Source organism: Streptomyces sp. NPDC048002 (genome assembly GCF_040653275.1).
Taxonomy (GTDB): Bacteria; Actinomycetota; Actinomycetes; order Streptomycetales; family Streptomycetaceae; genus Streptomyces.
This window is the reverse complement of the sequence record NZ_JBEZNL010000008.1, coordinates 27,882-42,771: the sequence shown is the minus strand read 5'-3', so window position 1 is coordinate 42,771 and position 14,890 is coordinate 27,882. Positions and strand designations below refer to the sequence as shown.

Here is a 14,890-nt window from a genome sequence, read left to right as displayed (position 1 = left end):
GGCAGCGCAAAACCCGGTCCGGCGGCGGGTGACCGCCTCGGACCGGGTCGAGCACAGCAGAGTCGTCAAGCGCCTCGGCGCTGCGACGCGGGACCGGACTCGTCGTCCTCATCGTCCTCGTCGTCGTTGTAGAGATCCGCGTACTGCGCGTACGGGTCGTCTTCGTCCTCGTCGTCCTCGAACGGCTCGCCGTTCGGCGGCTGGCTCGAAGTCGAAGCGCCCAGCTCGTTGGCCAGACGCGACAGGTCAGTCCCGCCGCTGTTGTACTTCAGCTGGCGGGCGACCTTTGTCTGCTTGGCCTTGGCCCGGCCGCGCCCCATGGCTCGACCCCCTCGGTGACGGGGCTCGACGGCCCCAGAGTCTTGACACGCGTTCATGATCCGGAACGGGCTCTCCGCAGAGAGACCGGCCCGTAGGGCTTCCACGGTACCTGAGCCCACGCGCATACGGTACGTCGCCCGCAGCACGTGCCTGAGCCCACAACCCTCGGGACGCCCCGTACCCGCTGGTCAACCGCGATTTTAACTACTTCTTCGCGGGCGACCCGCCGACGAACGTGAGAGTTCTCTCTAAGTGCCCGCCGGCGGGTACCGGACCTAACTCCGGGACCGGTCGGATCAGACCGCCCGGCGGGCCGTCGCGGCCTCGTGCATCCGCTGCTCGGCGATCCGGTCGGCCGCCGCGGCCGGCGGAATCCCGTCCGCCTTCGCACGTGCGAATATGGCGAGCGTGGTGTCGTAGATACCGGCCGCCTTCGCCTTGCACCGCTCGAAGTCGAAGCCGTGCAGCTCGTCGGCGACCTGGATGACCCCGCCCGCGTTCACCACGTAGTCCGGCGCGTAGAGGATCCCGCGGTCGGCGAGGTCCTTCTCCACACCCGGGTGGGCGAGCTGGTTGTTGGCCGCGCCGCAGACCACCTTGGCGGTCAGCACCGGCACGGAGTCGTCGTCGAGGGCCCCGCCCAGCGCGCAGGGGGCGTAGACGTCCAGCCCCTCGACGCGGATCAGGGCCTCGGTGTCGGCCACCGCCGTGACCTGCGCGTGCCGCTCGGTGATCCGGCGCACGGCGTCCTCGCGGACATCGGTCACGAAGACCTCGGCGCCCTCCGCGACCAGGTGCTCGACCAGGTGGTGCCCGACCTTGCCGACCCCGGCGATGCCGACCTTGCGGGCCCGCAGCGAGGGGTCGCCCCACAGGTGCTGGGCGGAGGCGCGCATGCCCTGGTAGACGCCGAAGGCGGTGAGCACCGAGGAGTCGCCGGCGCCGCCGTTCTCGGGGGAGCGGCCGGTCGTCCAGGGGCACTCGCGGGCCACGACGTCCATGTCGGCGACGTACGTGCCGACGTCGCAGGCGGTGACGTAGCGGCCGCCCAGGGAGGCCACGAAACGCCCGTAGGCGAGCAGCAGCTCCTCGGTCTTGTCCCGCTCCGGGTCACCGATGATCACGGCCTTGCCGCCGCCGTGGTCGAGCCCGGCCATGGCGTTCTTGTACGACATCCCGCGCGCGAGGTTCAGGGCGTCGGCGACGGCCTCCGCCTCGCTCGCGTAGGGGTAGAAGCGCGTCCCGCCGAGGGCGGGGCCGAGCGCGGTGTTGTGGAGGGCGATGACGGCCTTCAGGCCGCTGGCGCGGTCCTGGCAGAGCACGACCTGCTCGTGTCCGCCCTGCTCCGAGTGGAACAAGGTGTGCAGTACATCAGCAGGTGCGCCGGTTACGTCGGTCACTGTGGTGACTCCTGGGTAAGTAGCGGCGATCGGGTCCAGCTCCCTGGGGTGGCGGGAACTGTGAGCAAGAGAGTAGAGCCTGGGGCGCCCCGCCACCTCGACGTGCTCAGGATCACCTACTCCCGGAGTACCCCCGTGCGACGATTTGCATAGTTTTCCCGCGTCTTTGTGAGCGGGTTTCCCAGGTTTTCCCGGCGGACGGCGGGGGATGGAGCAGGCGTGCCCAAGGTGTCCTCGGTGATCGTCCCGTACGCGGTCTACTTGCGCGTCTACGAGCCGCTGGCCGCCTTCCCCGAACCCGAGCGCAGCCACTGGGCGCGCTACGCCCGGCGCCCCGACCGCCCCTCCTACCAGGACGAACTGCGCCGCGCCCTCGCCGACTTGCTGCCCACGCCGCCGGTCCCGGTGCCCGTGCACGAGAGCCTGGACGCGTTCGTGGTGGAGGTGGACGGCGTGGTGTGCGTCTGCCCGTGGCGGACCCGGCTGCGCGGCTGGCTGGCGCTGGAGGACCTCGGCGAGGAGCTGCCCGCCCCGGTCCTGGACGCGGTGCTCCCCCCGCTGCTGCGGCAGCAGGCCGCCCAGGACTACGAGCGGTGGCTGGGCATCAACCCCGACGCCCGCCCCTGGATCCGCACCGCGACCTGGCAGGTGCCGCTGCACTGGTTCGTCCTCGTCTCCGACGAGGAACGGCGCTACGACAAGGGGACCGGCGAGATTCCGCCATTGCTGCGCTACCGGACGCCGATGGTCCAGGCGCGCCGCCGGGTGGCCCGCGCGCTGCGGACGCTGAAGGACACCGTGGACGAGGGGCCGCTCGTGGACGGCCTGGTGGACGTGGGCCGCTGGCTGGAGGAGTTCCATCCGCGCTCCCTGGTCGAACTCGACTACGGCGGCCTCGTGCACGTGCTGCCGGCCGGCGAGCTGGAGGACGACCACTCGGCCGCCGACGTGGCCGAGGGCATCGCGGCGCTGCGGTCCGGGGACGGGGCGGCCGCGGGCGCGGCGTACGGGCGGCTGGTGGAGCGCTGGCGCTCGGTGCGCGAGCGCCGGTCGGCCAACTGACTGTGGGCCAGGTCACGAACTGACGTTTGACCTGACGCCCGTTTTGGGGTTTCGTCCTCCTTCTGGTGCGCCCGGGGTTCCTGAAGTTTCGTCAACATCGGACGTAGGACCCGATCCGGGCTTTCTCCTCAAGGTGTGTCAAGCGTGATGGACCGCACTTACGCGGCCCTTGCGTCCCTTCCCCTCCCTCATGCCAAAATAGGACAAGGAGTCCGGGGAGGACTCTGCTCGCATTGCACGCTTTGGGGGGTCTGGTGACTCCTGATCGCCCTGTGACTGATCGTCACAGTGGCGTGACTGTCCGCTATGGCATGGTCCATCGGCTTCCGTCGCTGATGAACACCTGGAGGGGCAATTCCATCGGTTTGGCCGACGCGGCTGGACAGATGGTGTAGTTGTAGTGCCGAGGACAAGCCGTTCGTCCTATAACCGACTCGACTCGCGTCCGCCATTTCGGGCAACGCGGGTCAAGGTGCAGAATTTAGAGGAAAGAACCGAGAAGGTTCGGTTCTCCCGAGGAGGCCGCTCATGACCGCTCGCACCCCTGATGCCGAGCCGCTGCTGACCCCGGCTGAGGTCGCCACCATGTTCCGCGTCGACCCCAAGACGGTCACGCGGTGGGCGAAGGCCGGAAAGCTCACGTCGATCCGCACGCTCGGCGGGCATCGCCGCTACCGCGAGGCCGAGGTCCGCGCTCTGCTCGCGGGCATCCCGCAGCAGCGCAGCGAGGCCTGAACAACTTCATAACCGGACAAATCGGCGGGTCCCCCAACGTGCCGAGGCGTCCGGAACCCACAGCTCCAAGCGACGCGGGTCCTGCCCCAACAGGGCCCACGCCCAGGGCTTCAGGCAACTGACAGGGTGCGTCGTAGATCGCGCTGGACTCCGCCGGGTCCAGCGCGATCTTTTTTGTGCGTGGACGCGGGCTCGCCGGGTGCCCTGTGTGTGGCCTTGTCGGACCCTGGGCAGGGGTGTCGGATCTCCTGTGGATCCGACCCTCGGGGCGGTGCAATTGCACATATTAAATTGACTAGTTGTAGGACGGGTGTAAGTACCGCCGTTTTCAAAACTCATGCGGTGACACCCGTCACATGCCAGGGCGCTTGTTGCCTCCGGCGTATGTGCGCTAGAGGAGCCGCACCTTCCAGCACCCCCTGGCGGCAGGGGTGTTGGGGCTCGGGAGGGTCACGCGGGCGACGGGCTCTCGTCCTCGGTGGGCGCCGCGGACCCGTCGTCCTCGGCCGGGGCGTGGTCCGCGGCCGGCGGCGCCGAGTCCATCGCCAGCCTCAGCAACTGATGGCAGATCGGACAGTGCCGGGTGAGATGCCGGTAGGAGGAAGCGGCAGACAGATGCGCGCGGAGCAGGGCCCGCGTCTCGTGCCTGACCGAAGCCGCCATACGCCACCCCCAGGGGCCCTACAGGGAAGGGGCCCTGGTTTCTGGGTACCGAGCGAACGGGACGCCGTCAAGACGGCGCGAGGCGCCTCGGTGCCCCTCGCGGGCCCTGACCGGCCCCTCGCCGGCCCCGGTGCGTCCCTGTCGGAACGCTGTCGCCCGCCCGCGCTACCCTTCTGCCCCTCGCGCGGGCGGGCCGGCCCTTCGTGCGGGCGGGTCAGCCCCCGTACGAGCGCGCGCAGTTGTACGGGCACACGCAGAAGGACCCGGGGCGTGAGACCCGGGTCCTTCGGTCATGCGGTCCTGACGGGATTTGAACCCGCGGCCTCCACCTTGACAGGGTGGCGAGCACTCCAAACTGCTCCACAGGACCAGGTTTCGCGGCGCTTTTTCCTGCGTTGCGCTGCGAGATGAGACTGTACAGGACCCTGGGTGTCCTGGTCGAACTCACCGTCCGTGCAGGCTCCGTCACGGTGCCAGGGCGTCGATCGCCTTCACGATCCGCTTGTCCGAGACCGGGTAGGCCGTGCCCAACGCGTGCGCGAAATAGCTGACCCGCAGCTCCTCGATCATCCACCGGACGTCCAGGACCTGACGCGGCACCGGACGCCCCTGCGGCATCTGCTCCAGCAGCCACGCGTACTCGTCCCGCATCTCGTGGACCTTCTCCATACGGGTCGTGTCCCGCTGCACGTTCGACGGCATCTGCTGCAGCCGACGGTCCACCGCCACCAGGTACCGCAGCAGATCCGGCAGCCGGCCCACCCCCGACGCCGTCACGAAGCCGGGTTTCACCAGCGCGTCCAACTGCCCCCGCACATCCGCCAGATTCGCCAGCAGCGCGGTGCTGCGGACGCCCTTCAGCCGCCGCTCGCACGCCTGCCAGGCCGACAGCACCTGCTGCACCTGCCCGACCGTACGCACCGTCGTGTCGACGATCTCCGCCCGCACCCGGTCGAACAGCTTCCGGTACGACTCCTCGTCCCAGGCCGGCCCGCCGAAGTCACCGATCAGCTTGTCCGCCGCCGCCATCGCGCAGTCGTCGAACAGCGCCTGCACCGAACCGTGCGGATTCGCCGACAGCGCCAGCTTCTGCGCGTTCGACAGACGATCGCTCGCGAACTTCCCCGGATTGACCGGAATGTTGCGCAGCACCAGCCGGCGCGTGCCCTGCCACATCGCCTGCGCCTGCTCGGCCTCCGAGTCGAACAACCGCACCGAGACCGTGTCGCCGTCGTCCACCAGCGCCGGGAACGCCTTCACCGGCTGACCGGCCCGACGGGTCTCGAAGACCCGCGCGAGCGTCCCGATCGACCAGTCCGTCAGCCCCTTGCGCTCCAGCGACTCGCCGCCCTCCCGCGACGCCGTCGCCGCGGCCGCCTGCGACAGCGCCTTCTGCGCCCGCGGCTTCAGCTGGAGCCGCAAGGCCTCCAGATCCTTGGCCTCCGCCAGCTTCCGCCGCCGCTCGTCCACGATCCGGAACGTGATCCGCAGATGGTCCGGCACCCGCGCCCAGTCGAAGTCGTCCGCCTCGAACGGCACCCCGACCATCCGCTTCAGCTCACGCGCCATCGTCACCGTCAGCGGCTCCTGCAAGGGCACCGCCCGCTCCAGGAACGCCTTCGCGTAGTTCGGCGCCGGGACGTAGTGCCGGCGGATCGGCTTCGGCAGCGAACGGATCAGCTCCGTCACGACCTCCTCGCGCAGACCCGGGATCTGCCAGTCGAAGCCTTCCCCCGTCACCTGGTTCAGCACCTGCAACGGAACGTGCACCGTCACACCGTCCGCGTCCGCACCCGGCTCGAACTGGTACGTCACCCGGAACTTCAACGGACCCTGCCGCCACGAGTCCGGATAGTCGGCCTTGGTGACCGCCTCCGCCGACTCCCGGATCAGCATCTCCCGCTCGAAGTCCAGGAACTCCGGCTGCTCCTGCCGCTTCCGCTTCCACCACGAGTCGAAGTGCGCCCCGGAGACCACGTGCTCCGGCACCCGCTGCTCGTAGAAGTCGAACAGCGTCTCGTCGTCCACCACGATGTCCCGGCGCCGCGCCCGGTGCTCCAACTCCTCGACCTCGCTGAGGAGTCGGCGGTTGTCGGCGAAGAACTTGTGATGGGTACGCCAGTCGCCCTCGACCAGCGCGTTGCGGATGAACAGCTCCCGGCTGACCTCCGGGTCGATCCGCCCGTAGTTCACCTTCCGCTGGGCGACGATCGGCACGCCGTACAGCGTCACCTTCTCGAAGGCCATCACCGCCGCCTGGTCCTTCTCCCAGTGCGGCTCGCTGTACGTCCGCTTCAGCAGGTGGCCCGCCAGCGGCTCGACCCACTCCGGCTCGATCTTCGCGTTGACCCGGGCCCACAGCCGCGAGGTCTCCACCAGCTCCGCCGACATCACGAAACGCGGCGGCTTACGGAACAGCGCCGAACCCGGGAAGATCGCGAACTTGGCGCTCCGGGCCCCCAGGTACTCGTTCTTGCTGCCGTCCTTCACGTCCTTCATCCCGATGTGGGACAACAGGCCGGCCAGCAAGGACACATGCACCCGGTCGCCCGGGGCGTCCTCCTCGTTCAGCTCGATCCCCATCTGCTTCGCGACCGTGCGCAACTGCAGATAGATGTCCTGCCACTCACGGATCCGCAGGAAGTTCAGGTACTCCTGCTTGCACATCCGCCGGAAGGAGCTCGAACCCCGCTCCTTCTGCTGCTCGCGCACGTACCGCCACAGGTTCAGGTACGCCAGGAAGTCACTGGTCTCGTCCTTGAAGCGGGCGTGCTGCTGGTCGGCCTGGGCCTGCTTGTCCGCCGGCCGCTCCCGCGGATCCTGGATCGACAGCGCGGCGGCTATCACCATGACCTCGCGGACACAGCCGTTGCGGTCCGCCTCCAGCACCATCCTCGCCAGCCGCGGGTCCACCGGCAGCTGCGCCAGCTTGCGGCCCGTCTCCGTCAGCCGCTTCCGCACGTCCTTCTGCGCCGGGTCCAGCGCGCCCAGCTCCTGGAGCAGCTGGACACCGTCGCGGATGTTCCGGTGGTCCGGCGGATCGATGAACGGGAACTTCTCGATGTCCCCGAGCCCCGCCGCGGTCATCTGAAGGATCACCGACGCCAGGTTCGTCCGCAGGATCTCCGCGTCCGTGAACTCCGGACGCCCCTCGAAGTCGTCCTCGGCGTACAGCCGGATGCAGACACCGTCGCTCGTACGACCGCACCGGCCCTTGCGCTGGTTCGCGCTGGCCTGCGAGATCGGCTCGATCGGCAGCCGCTGCACCTTGGTGCGATGGCTGTAACGGCTGATCCGGGCGAACCCCGGGTCGATCACGTACTTGATGCCGGGCACCGTCAGCGAGGTCTCGGCGACATTCGTCGCCAGAACGATCCTGCGGCCCGTGTGCGGCTGGAACACCCGGTGCTGCTCCGCGTGCGAGAGCCGCGCGTACAGCGGCAGCACTTCGGTGAAGCGGTACTTCTTCCGCTCCAGCGCGTCCGCGGTGTCCCGGATCTCCCGCTCACCCGAGAGGAAGACGAGGATGTCGCCCTTCCCCTCGCCCATCAGCTCCTCGACCGCGTCCGTGATCGCGGTGATCTGATCGCGGTCCGCGTCCTCGGAGTCCTCCTCCAGCAGCGGCCGGTACCGGACCTCCACCGGATACGTCCGCCCGCTCACCTCGACGATCGGCGCGTCCCCGAAATGCCGGGAGAACCGCTCCGGGTCGATCGTCGCGGAGGTGATGACGACCTTCAGATCCGGCCGCTTCGGCAACAGCTGCGCCAGGTACCCGAGCAGGAAGTCGATGTTCAGCGACCGCTCGTGCGCCTCGTCGATGATGATCGTGTCGTAGGCGCGCAGCTCACGGTCGGTCTGGATCTCCGCCAGCAGGATGCCGTCCGTCATCAGCTTGATGAACGTCGCGTCCGGGTTCACCTGGTCCGTGAAACGGACCTTCCAGCCCACGGCCTGTCCGAGCGGGGTGTCCAGCTCCTCGGCCACCCGCTCCGCCACCGTGCGCGCCGCGATCCGCCGCGGCTGTGTGTGCCCGATCATCCCGCGGACCCCGCGGCCCAGCTCCAGACAGATCTTCGGGATCTGCGTCGTCTTGCCCGACCCGGTCTCACCGGCGACGATGACCACCTGGTGATCACGGATGGCGGCCGCGATCTCGTCCTTCTTCTGGCTGACGGGCAACTGCTCGGGGTACCCGACGGCCGGAACCCGGGCACGCCGCACCCCCATCCGCTCCTCGGCCCGGACGACCTCCGCCTCGATCTCGGCGAGAACGGCGTCCCGGGCCTCCGGCTTACGGATCTTGCGCGCACCTTCGAGCCGCCGCCCGAGCCGGTGCGCGTCGCGCAACGACAGCTCGGTCAGACGGGGGGCGAGGGCGCCGAGGGCGGGGGCAGGATGCGTAGACATACGCGGTCCAGGATCTCATCCCGGCCAAATTCATGGCGAACGCTTTTGCCGTCGCCGTCCGCCGGGTGTCGTCGCCCGGCAAGAAAGAAGCCCCGATCCGTGAGGATCGGGGCTCTCGCTGTGGCTGGGGCCGGGGTCGAACCGGCGACCTATCGCTTTTCAGGCGATCGCTCGTACCAACTGAGCTACCCAGCCACGAGGCTTCCGGGGAAACCTCAGCGGTCCTGACGGGATTTGAACCCGCGGCCTCCACCTTGACAGGGTGGCGAGCACTCCAAACTGCTCCACAGGACCTTGCTTTGCGTACGACAGTGTCGCACACCGTACTGCGTGCCCCCAACGGGATTCGAACCCGTGCTACCGCCTTGAAAGGGCGGCGTCCTAGGCCGCTAGACGATGAGGGCTATCGGCCCGCCTGCGCGCTTTCCAGCGCGTCGGGGACGTGAGAAGCATATGGGATGGCGGGAGGGATCGCCAAAACGGTTTACGGGGAGGGGCTCGGGGTGGGTGTGGGGGTGACGGTCGGGGGCGGTGTGACGCCCGGGTGGTTCTCCTCCGGGAGGTGGCGGCTGACCTCAGCCGTGGTCAGCCCGAGGCCGCCCAGCTCGATCTCGTCCCAGGCCTGGAGGCGGCGGCTGTCCCGGTCGAAGTAGAGGATCGAGGTCTCGATGGGGTCGGGGTACTTGCCCTCGATGGCGCGCAGCCCGCTGCCGCCGGTGGAGCCCTCGATGCGCAGCCGGGTGCCCTGCTCCAGGACCTCCATCTCGTCGTGGTGGAGGTGGCCGGCCAGGACCAGGGGGACCTCGCCGTCGACCTCGCGTGCGGCGGCGGGTTCGTGGGCGACGGCCACGTCGGCGGGGGTGCCGGCGGCGCGCTGGTCGCGGAGGGCGGAGGCGAGGCGGGCGCCGGCGAGTTCCTGGGAGGCGCCGGCGCCGGGCTGGGCGGTGCGGTCGGGGGTGAACTGGGGGTCGCCGATGCCGGCGAAGCGCAGGCCGGCGACGGTCCTGGCCCTGCCGTCGTCGAGCACGTGCACGTTCTTGAGCTTCTCCAGATAGCGCTGGGTGGTCATGGAGTCGTGGTTGCCGCGGACCCAGACGTAGGGCGCGCCGAGGTCCTCGATGGGGTCGAGGAAGCCGTTCTCGGCGGCGCTGCCGTGGTCCATGGTGTCGCCGGAGTCGACGATGACGTCGACCCGGTACTGCTCGACGAGCGAGGCGATGATCTTCCAGCTGGCGGGGTTGAGGTGGATGTCGGAGACGTGCAGGACGCGGATGGTGGTCGGGTCGGGCTGGTAGGCGGGGAGCGTGGAGGTGGCGTCGTAGAGCTTGGTGACGTTGGTGACGAGGCGGGCGAGTTCCTTCTGGTAGATGTCGAACTCGGTGACGATGCTGCGGGCGTCGCCGACCAGTGAGGGCGCCGAGGAGAGCAGCCCGGAGAACCTGGGTTCGAGGACCGAGTCGGGGTTCCAGGTGGCGGCGGCGGTGCCGCCGGAGGCGGCGAGCAGGGTGAGGGCGAGGCCGCCGGCGCCGAGGGCGCGGCGGGGGCGGCGGTAGACGGCGAGCCCGAGTGCGGTGGCGCCGGTGACGACGGCGACGCAGGAGCGCAGGGCGAGGTCGCGGGTGCCGTGGGCGATGTCCTGGGCGACTTCGTCCTGGAGGCCGGAGAGGCGTTCGGGGTGGTCGACGAGGGCCTGGGAGCGCTCGGGGTCGAGCTGGTCGATGTTGACGTCGAGGCGTACCGGGGCGGTGTGGCTGTCGAGCTGGAGCGCGCCCAGGGGAGAGACGTTGATCTTCGTGCCGCCGGTGAGGGAGGGGCGGAGGGTCATGGTGGTGTTCATGGGCCCGACGGGGACACGGACGTTGCCGACGACGAGCAGTCCGAGCCAGGCGCCGAGGAGGACGACCGCGACCAGGCCGAGGGCTCGGCTCCAGGGGTTGGGCCGGGGCGCGAGGTGCACGCCGGCCGGCCGTCGGCGGGCGCGGGGGCGGCGGGCCAGGGCGCGGGAGGCCCGTCGTACGTGGTGGGTGGGAGTGCGGAGTACGGCGGGGACGCGGACCATTGGTCGCGTATGCCCAAATGCGGGGGGCGATATGCCGGGCCGGTGGGGCTCTCGTACGGGCGTTCCGTGCCGGAGAACGGCGGTGTGCTGGAGATGACGCGTGAGGAGTTCGAGGAACAGGTCGCCGAGGCCCTGGACCGGATTCCGCCGGAGTTGAAGGGCCTGCTGTTACTCCTGGTCAGGGGGCCAGGTGGGGTGTCGGAAAGATGCCAGAAGGTCAGCCCCAGCCCAGTTCGTGGAGCCGCGCGTCCTCAATGCCGAAGTGGTGCGCCACCTCGTGGACGACCGTCACGGCCACCTCGTGCACCACGTCCTCCGCCGTCTCGCAGAAGCGCAGGGTCGGGCCCATGTAGATCGTGATGCGGTCCGGAAGGACTCCGGCGTACCACTCGCCGCGTTCCGTGAGCGGGGTCCCCTCGTACAGCCCCAGTAGCTCCGGGTCGTCGGCGGGCGGCTCGTCCTCCACGAAGACGGCCACATTGTCCATGACCCGCGTCAACTCCGGCGGGATCTGGTCCAGGGCCTCACTCACCAGTTCTTCGAACCTGTCGCGTGTCATCTCCAGCACAGGCCCATTGTCTGTGAGTGGTCACGTAATCGGAGCACTTACGGAGCCCTGACCTTCCGCCAGGCACACAGATACGGCTCAGTCGTCTTGGCTGTCCCGGCCGCCGGTGAGTACCAGTTGGCCCGGCTGGCCGGTAGGTCCCTGGCCGTGTCCTGGCCCGTACCGGTCCCGTCTTCGCCGTCCACGTGGCCATGGCGGGCCCTGTGATGGCACCCGGACCCCGTCATGGTCTCCGGGCCGGGAACGTCATCCTGGGATGCCGATGGCCCCTGACCGCCCAGGTGACTGCCCACCTGATGGCGGCCGGGTACGCCGTGTCCTCCGCGTGGTCGGCGGCCGCCATGTCGGCCGTCCCGTAGGTCGTGGTGGCCCACATGCTCCACCTGGCGGGCGGCCGTCCCCCACGTCCCGGAGTCGGACGCCGTGGACGGCCAGGGCCTGGAGGCCCCGGAGCCGGAACCGATGCACGTCGAGTCACGGCAAGCTGAGCTGTCCGTGACCGCTGGCCGCTCCGAATCGCTCCAGGCGTACACCCTTCCGGGTTTGGAGGAGCCGGTCACGGCCCTCAAGGCGGCCTCCAAGCCCGGCCGCTTCCTGGAGGACATCCGGGCGGCCGTGGCCAAGCTGAAGGCGGACGGCCAGCCGGTCAACGGAACCACGTACGCGGCCCTGGTGGGTGTGGCTCCCAGGACGGCCCGCCGGGACCTGGAGACCCTGGCCACGCGTCCCCGGCCGTGGCCGCATGACGCCCGCCGTACGAGCCGCACGGAACGGTGACGAGACGGCCACCCTGACCGCCCTGGACTCCGTGGAGGGCATCGTCCGCTGCGCGGTCCAACACCGGTGGCGGCCAGGGATGGACGTAGACGACATGGCAGCGCGTTCGGCCTCCACGGCCGGCTCCGCGATGCGGGCGTGCTCTCCCTCCAGGGCCTTCACCAGGGCGTCCCGCTCCTCCGCCATGACCGCCGGGTCCGTCTCCATAGATCGCGCATCACTTCGGGATCGACGACGACCGGTTGCATGCGCTGGGGTACGGGTGAGGGCCGGCTGAGGCGGGGCGCGTGTCCTCTTGTGGGCGGCGGGAGTTGGGCAGGTTGACTCCCGCGCCTTCCCCGGAGGTGGCTGCTCGTGCGCCCCTTGTCCGTCCCTGTCCGTCTGGCTGTCACGGTGGCGGCGGTCGTCGCCGCCGCGGGTTGTATGAGTGTGGGCGATGACGGCGCCGGCGGGGATGTGAAGCCGTCGCGTTCGGCCGGGCAGCGCGGCGGTGACGATCCGGGCGGGGACCGGGCCGTGTCCGGTGGCGGGGGCGGGTACGGGGCCGCGGGCGCGGACGGCGAGCGGGGCAGGGGCAAGAAGGCCGGGAAGGGCAAGGGGAAGGGCAAGGGCGACGAGTCCGCCTCTCCCTCGGCCTCCGCGTCGGAGGGGCCCGGCGGTGGCGCTTCGGTGCCTGGGCGGCCGGGGGTGTCGGAGCAGCCGGGCGGGCCCGGGGAACCGACGGACGTGCCGCCGACGCCGACCGTGGTGGAGCCCACGCCGACGCCGACCGTGGTGGAGCCGACGCCGACTCCGGAGCCGACGGTTGCGGAGCCGTCCTCGTCGGCGCACGGCGAGGCGGGACCGCAGCTGGGGCAACTGGAGCCGGCTCCGGAGGCGGGTGCGCCGGCCTAGTCGGCGGGGGTGTGACCTACGTCTAACCGGCTTGGTTTGCCTTGGGGGGTGTGGGGTGCGTATGGTGGTAGATCGTTTGATCCCATTTGCCCGGCGCCGATGCAGAGCGCGCCGTGTGGCGCGTACTCTCCCTTGCCGTGGCGGACCGCATAGAGGCGGTCGTGTAGCGAAACACGGAGTTGACGGGCGCGTGCCGACGAGACTCCGGAAGGTTTCGCATACGCATGTCCATTTCCAGTACTGATCACGTCGTCGTGCCCGAGAACGAGGACGAGACGGCCGTTCCCGAGATCACCTTCGCGGACCTCGGTCTGCCCGAGGGTGTCGTGCGCAAGCTGGCGCAGAACGGCGTGACCACCCCCTTCCCGATCCAGGCCGCGACCATCCCGGACGCCCTGGCGGGCAAGGACATCCTGGGCCGCGGTCGCACCGGCTCGGGCAAGACCCTGTCGTTCGGCCTGCCGACGCTCGCGCGTCTGTCCGGCGGCCGGACCGAGAAGCACCGCCCGCGCGCGGTGATCCTCACCCCGACCCGTGAGCTGGCGATGCAGGTCGCCGACGCCCTCCAGCCCTACGGCGACCAGCTCGGCCTGAAGATGAAGGTCGTCTGCGGCGGTACGTCCATGGGCAACCAGATCTACGCCCTGGAGCGCGGCGTGGACGTCCTCGTGGCGACCCCGGGCCGGCTGCGCGACATCATCAACCGCGGCGCCTGCTCGCTGGAGGACGTCGAGGTCGCCGTTCTCGACGAGGCCGACCAGATGTCCGACCTGGGCTTCCTGCCCGAGGTCACCGAGCTGCTGGACCAGGTTCCGGCGGGCGGTCAGCGGATGCTGTTCTCCGCGACGATGGAGAACGAGATCAAGACCCTCGTCGACCGGTACCTGAAGGACCCGGTCCTGCACGAGGTCGACGCGGCCCAGGGCGCGGTCACGACGATGTCGCACCACATCCTGATCGTGAAGCCGAAGGACAAGGCGCCGGTCACGGCGGCCATCGCCTCCCGCAAGGGCCGGACGATCATCTTCGTCCGTACCCAGCTGGGCGCCGACCGGGTCGCCGAGCAGCTGCGGGACGCGGGTGTGAAGTCGGACGCGCTGCACGGCGGTATGACGCAGGGCGCGCGGACGCGGACGCTGGCGGACTTCAAGGACGGTTACGTCAACGTCCTGGTCGCCACCGACGTGGCCGCCCGCGGTATCCACGTGGACGGCATCGACCTGGTGCTGAACGTGGACCCGGCCGGTGACCACAAGGACTACCTGCACCGCGCGGGCCGTACGGCGCGGGCCGGCCGGACCGGCACGGTGGTGTCGCTGTCGCTGCCGCACCAGCGTCGCCAGATCTTCCGTCTGATGGAGGACGCGGGCGTGGACGCCGGGCGTCACATCATCCAGGGCGGTGCCGCCTTCGACCCGGAGGTCGCCGAGATCACCGGTGCCCGGTCGATGACCGAGGTGCAGGCGGAGTCCGCGGGCAACGCGGCGCAGCAGGCCGAGCGTGAGGTCTCGCACCTGACCAAGCAGCTGGAGCGCGCGCAGCGTCGTGCGTCGGAGCTGCGCGAGGAGGCGGACCGTCTGGTGGCCCGCGTGGCGCGCGAGCGCGGCGAGGACCCGGAGGCGGCGGTGGCCGAGGCGCAGGCGGCGGTGGCCGCGGCCGAGGTCGCGGTGCCGGAGCAGCCGGACGCGCAGGACGCCGAGCGGATCGAGCGGGCCGAGGCGCCGTCGACGTACGAGCGTCGTGAGCGTCGGGACGACCGTCGGGACAACGACCGCGGTGGCCGTTCCTTCGAGCGTCGTGACAACGACCGTGGTGGCTTCCGCCGGGACAACAACGAGGGTCGCTCCTTCGAGCGCCGGGACAACGACCGCGGCGGTTTCCGCCGGGACAACGACCGTGGCGGTTTCCGTCGGGACAACGACCGCGGTGGCCGTTCCTTCGAGCGTCGTGACAACGACCGTGGTGGCTTCCGCCGGGACAACAACGAGGGTCGCTCCTTCG

12 protein-coding genes and 4 tRNA genes are annotated in these 14,890 nt (G+C 70.0%); 6 read left to right on the top strand and 10 right to left on the bottom strand.

Annotated elements, in window-relative coordinates:
- Positions 1-65: 65 nt before the first annotated feature.
- Together AB0E07_RS13300 and AB0E07_RS13295 are read right to left on the bottom strand one after the other, a co-directional pair.
- Entirely contained in the window at positions 66-320 is a 255-nt protein-coding gene (locus tag AB0E07_RS13300; RefSeq protein ID WP_362249771.1) for a DUF3073 domain-containing protein, read from the bottom strand.
- A 297-nt stretch (positions 321-617) separates the two neighbouring features.
- Positions 618-1,721, bottom strand: coding sequence for a Glu/Leu/Phe/Val dehydrogenase dimerization domain-containing protein (locus AB0E07_RS13295; protein WP_362249768.1), 1,104 nt, complete (start codon positions 1,719-1,721; stop codon positions 618-620).
- A 219-nt stretch (positions 1,722-1,940) separates the two neighbouring features.
- On the opposite strand from AB0E07_RS13295, the gene AB0E07_RS13290 reads away from it, so the two are divergent.
- Positions 1,941-2,783 (top strand): hypothetical protein, encoded by an 843-nt coding sequence (locus AB0E07_RS13290; RefSeq protein ID WP_362249765.1) that lies wholly within the window; start codon positions 1,941-1,943, stop codon positions 2,781-2,783.
- Between the two features lie 528 nt (positions 2,784-3,311).
- Complete coding sequence (bldC, locus tag AB0E07_RS13285; protein ID WP_003949541.1) at positions 3,312-3,518, top strand: developmental transcriptional regulator BldC; 207 nt, start codon at positions 3,312-3,314, stop codon at positions 3,516-3,518.
- Positions 3,519-3,968: 450 nt separating this feature from the next.
- On the opposite strand, the gene AB0E07_RS13280 is transcribed toward bldC, so the two are convergent.
- From AB0E07_RS13280 to AB0E07_RS13245, 8 genes are all read right to left on the bottom strand, one after another.
- Positions 3,969-4,181, bottom strand: coding sequence for a DUF6274 family protein (locus AB0E07_RS13280; protein ID WP_362249762.1), 213 nt, complete (start codon positions 4,179-4,181; stop codon positions 3,969-3,971).
- A 295-nt stretch (positions 4,182-4,476) separates the two neighbouring features.
- Positions 4,477-4,551: transfer RNA gene (locus AB0E07_RS13275), tRNA-Asp, on the bottom strand.
- 95 nt (positions 4,552-4,646) lie between these two features.
- Positions 4,647-8,591, bottom strand: coding sequence for an ATP-dependent RNA helicase HrpA (gene hrpA / locus AB0E07_RS13270; RefSeq protein ID WP_362249759.1), 3,945 nt, complete (start codon positions 8,589-8,591; stop codon positions 4,647-4,649).
- Between the two features lie 121 nt (positions 8,592-8,712).
- Positions 8,713-8,786 (bottom strand) — tRNA-Phe (locus AB0E07_RS13265).
- 24 nt (positions 8,787-8,810) lie between these two features.
- Positions 8,811-8,885 (bottom strand) — tRNA-Asp (locus AB0E07_RS13260).
- 37 nt (positions 8,886-8,922) lie between these two features.
- Positions 8,923-8,995 (bottom strand) — tRNA-Glu (locus AB0E07_RS13255).
- An 80-nt stretch (positions 8,996-9,075) separates the two neighbouring features.
- The gene (locus AB0E07_RS13250) at positions 9,076-10,650 is read right to left on the bottom strand and encodes a metallophosphoesterase (RefSeq protein ID WP_362249756.1); all 1,575 of its coding nucleotides are present in this window, start codon (positions 10,648-10,650) and stop codon (positions 9,076-9,078) included.
- Between the two features lie 217 nt (positions 10,651-10,867).
- Positions 10,868-11,218: a metallopeptidase family protein gene (locus tag AB0E07_RS13245; protein ID WP_362249753.1), complete on the bottom strand. Its 351-nt coding sequence runs from the start codon at positions 11,216-11,218 to the stop codon at positions 10,868-10,870.
- A 423-nt stretch (positions 11,219-11,641) separates the two neighbouring features.
- On the opposite strand from AB0E07_RS13245, the gene AB0E07_RS13240 reads away from it, so the two are divergent.
- From AB0E07_RS13240 to AB0E07_RS13225, 4 genes are all read left to right on the top strand, one after another.
- Positions 11,642-11,995 carry a hypothetical protein gene (locus AB0E07_RS13240; protein ID WP_362249751.1) on the top strand — a complete coding sequence of 118 codons (354 nt, stop codon included), beginning with the start codon at positions 11,642-11,644 and terminating at the stop codon, positions 11,993-11,995.
- 209 nt (positions 11,996-12,204) lie between these two features.
- Complete coding sequence (locus AB0E07_RS13235; RefSeq protein ID WP_362250254.1) at positions 12,205-12,261, top strand: hypothetical protein; 57 nt, start codon at positions 12,205-12,207, stop codon at positions 12,259-12,261.
- Between the two features lie 88 nt (positions 12,262-12,349).
- Positions 12,350-12,889 (top strand): hypothetical protein, encoded by a 540-nt coding sequence (locus AB0E07_RS13230; protein WP_362249748.1) that lies wholly within the window; start codon positions 12,350-12,352, stop codon positions 12,887-12,889.
- A gap of 224 nt (positions 12,890-13,113) precedes the next feature.
- The coding region (locus AB0E07_RS13225) for a DEAD/DEAH box helicase (RefSeq protein ID WP_362249745.1) at positions 13,114-14,890 on the top strand (1,777 nt) is incomplete at its 3' end.

What these genes read in the sequence shown, in the direction of transcription:
- AB0E07_RS13300 (WP_362249771.1), bottom strand. Translation starts at nt 320, where the DNA reads ATGGGGCGCGGCCGGGCCAAGGCCAAGCAGACAAAGGTCGCCCGCCAG.
- bldC (WP_003949541.1), top strand. Translation starts at nt 3,312, where the DNA reads ATGACCGCTCGCACCCCTGATGCCGAGCCGCTGCTGACCCCGGCTGAG.
- AB0E07_RS13280 (WP_362249762.1), bottom strand. Translation starts at nt 4,181, where the DNA reads ATGGCGGCTTCGGTCAGGCACGAGACGCGGGCCCTGCTCCGCGCGCAT.
- hrpA (WP_362249759.1), bottom strand. Translation starts at nt 8,591, where the DNA reads ATGTCTACGCATCCTGCCCCCGCCCTCGGCGCCCTCGCCCCCCGTCTG.
- AB0E07_RS13250 (WP_362249756.1), bottom strand. Translation starts at nt 10,650, where the DNA reads ATGGTCCGCGTCCCCGCCGTACTCCGCACTCCCACCCACCACGTACGA.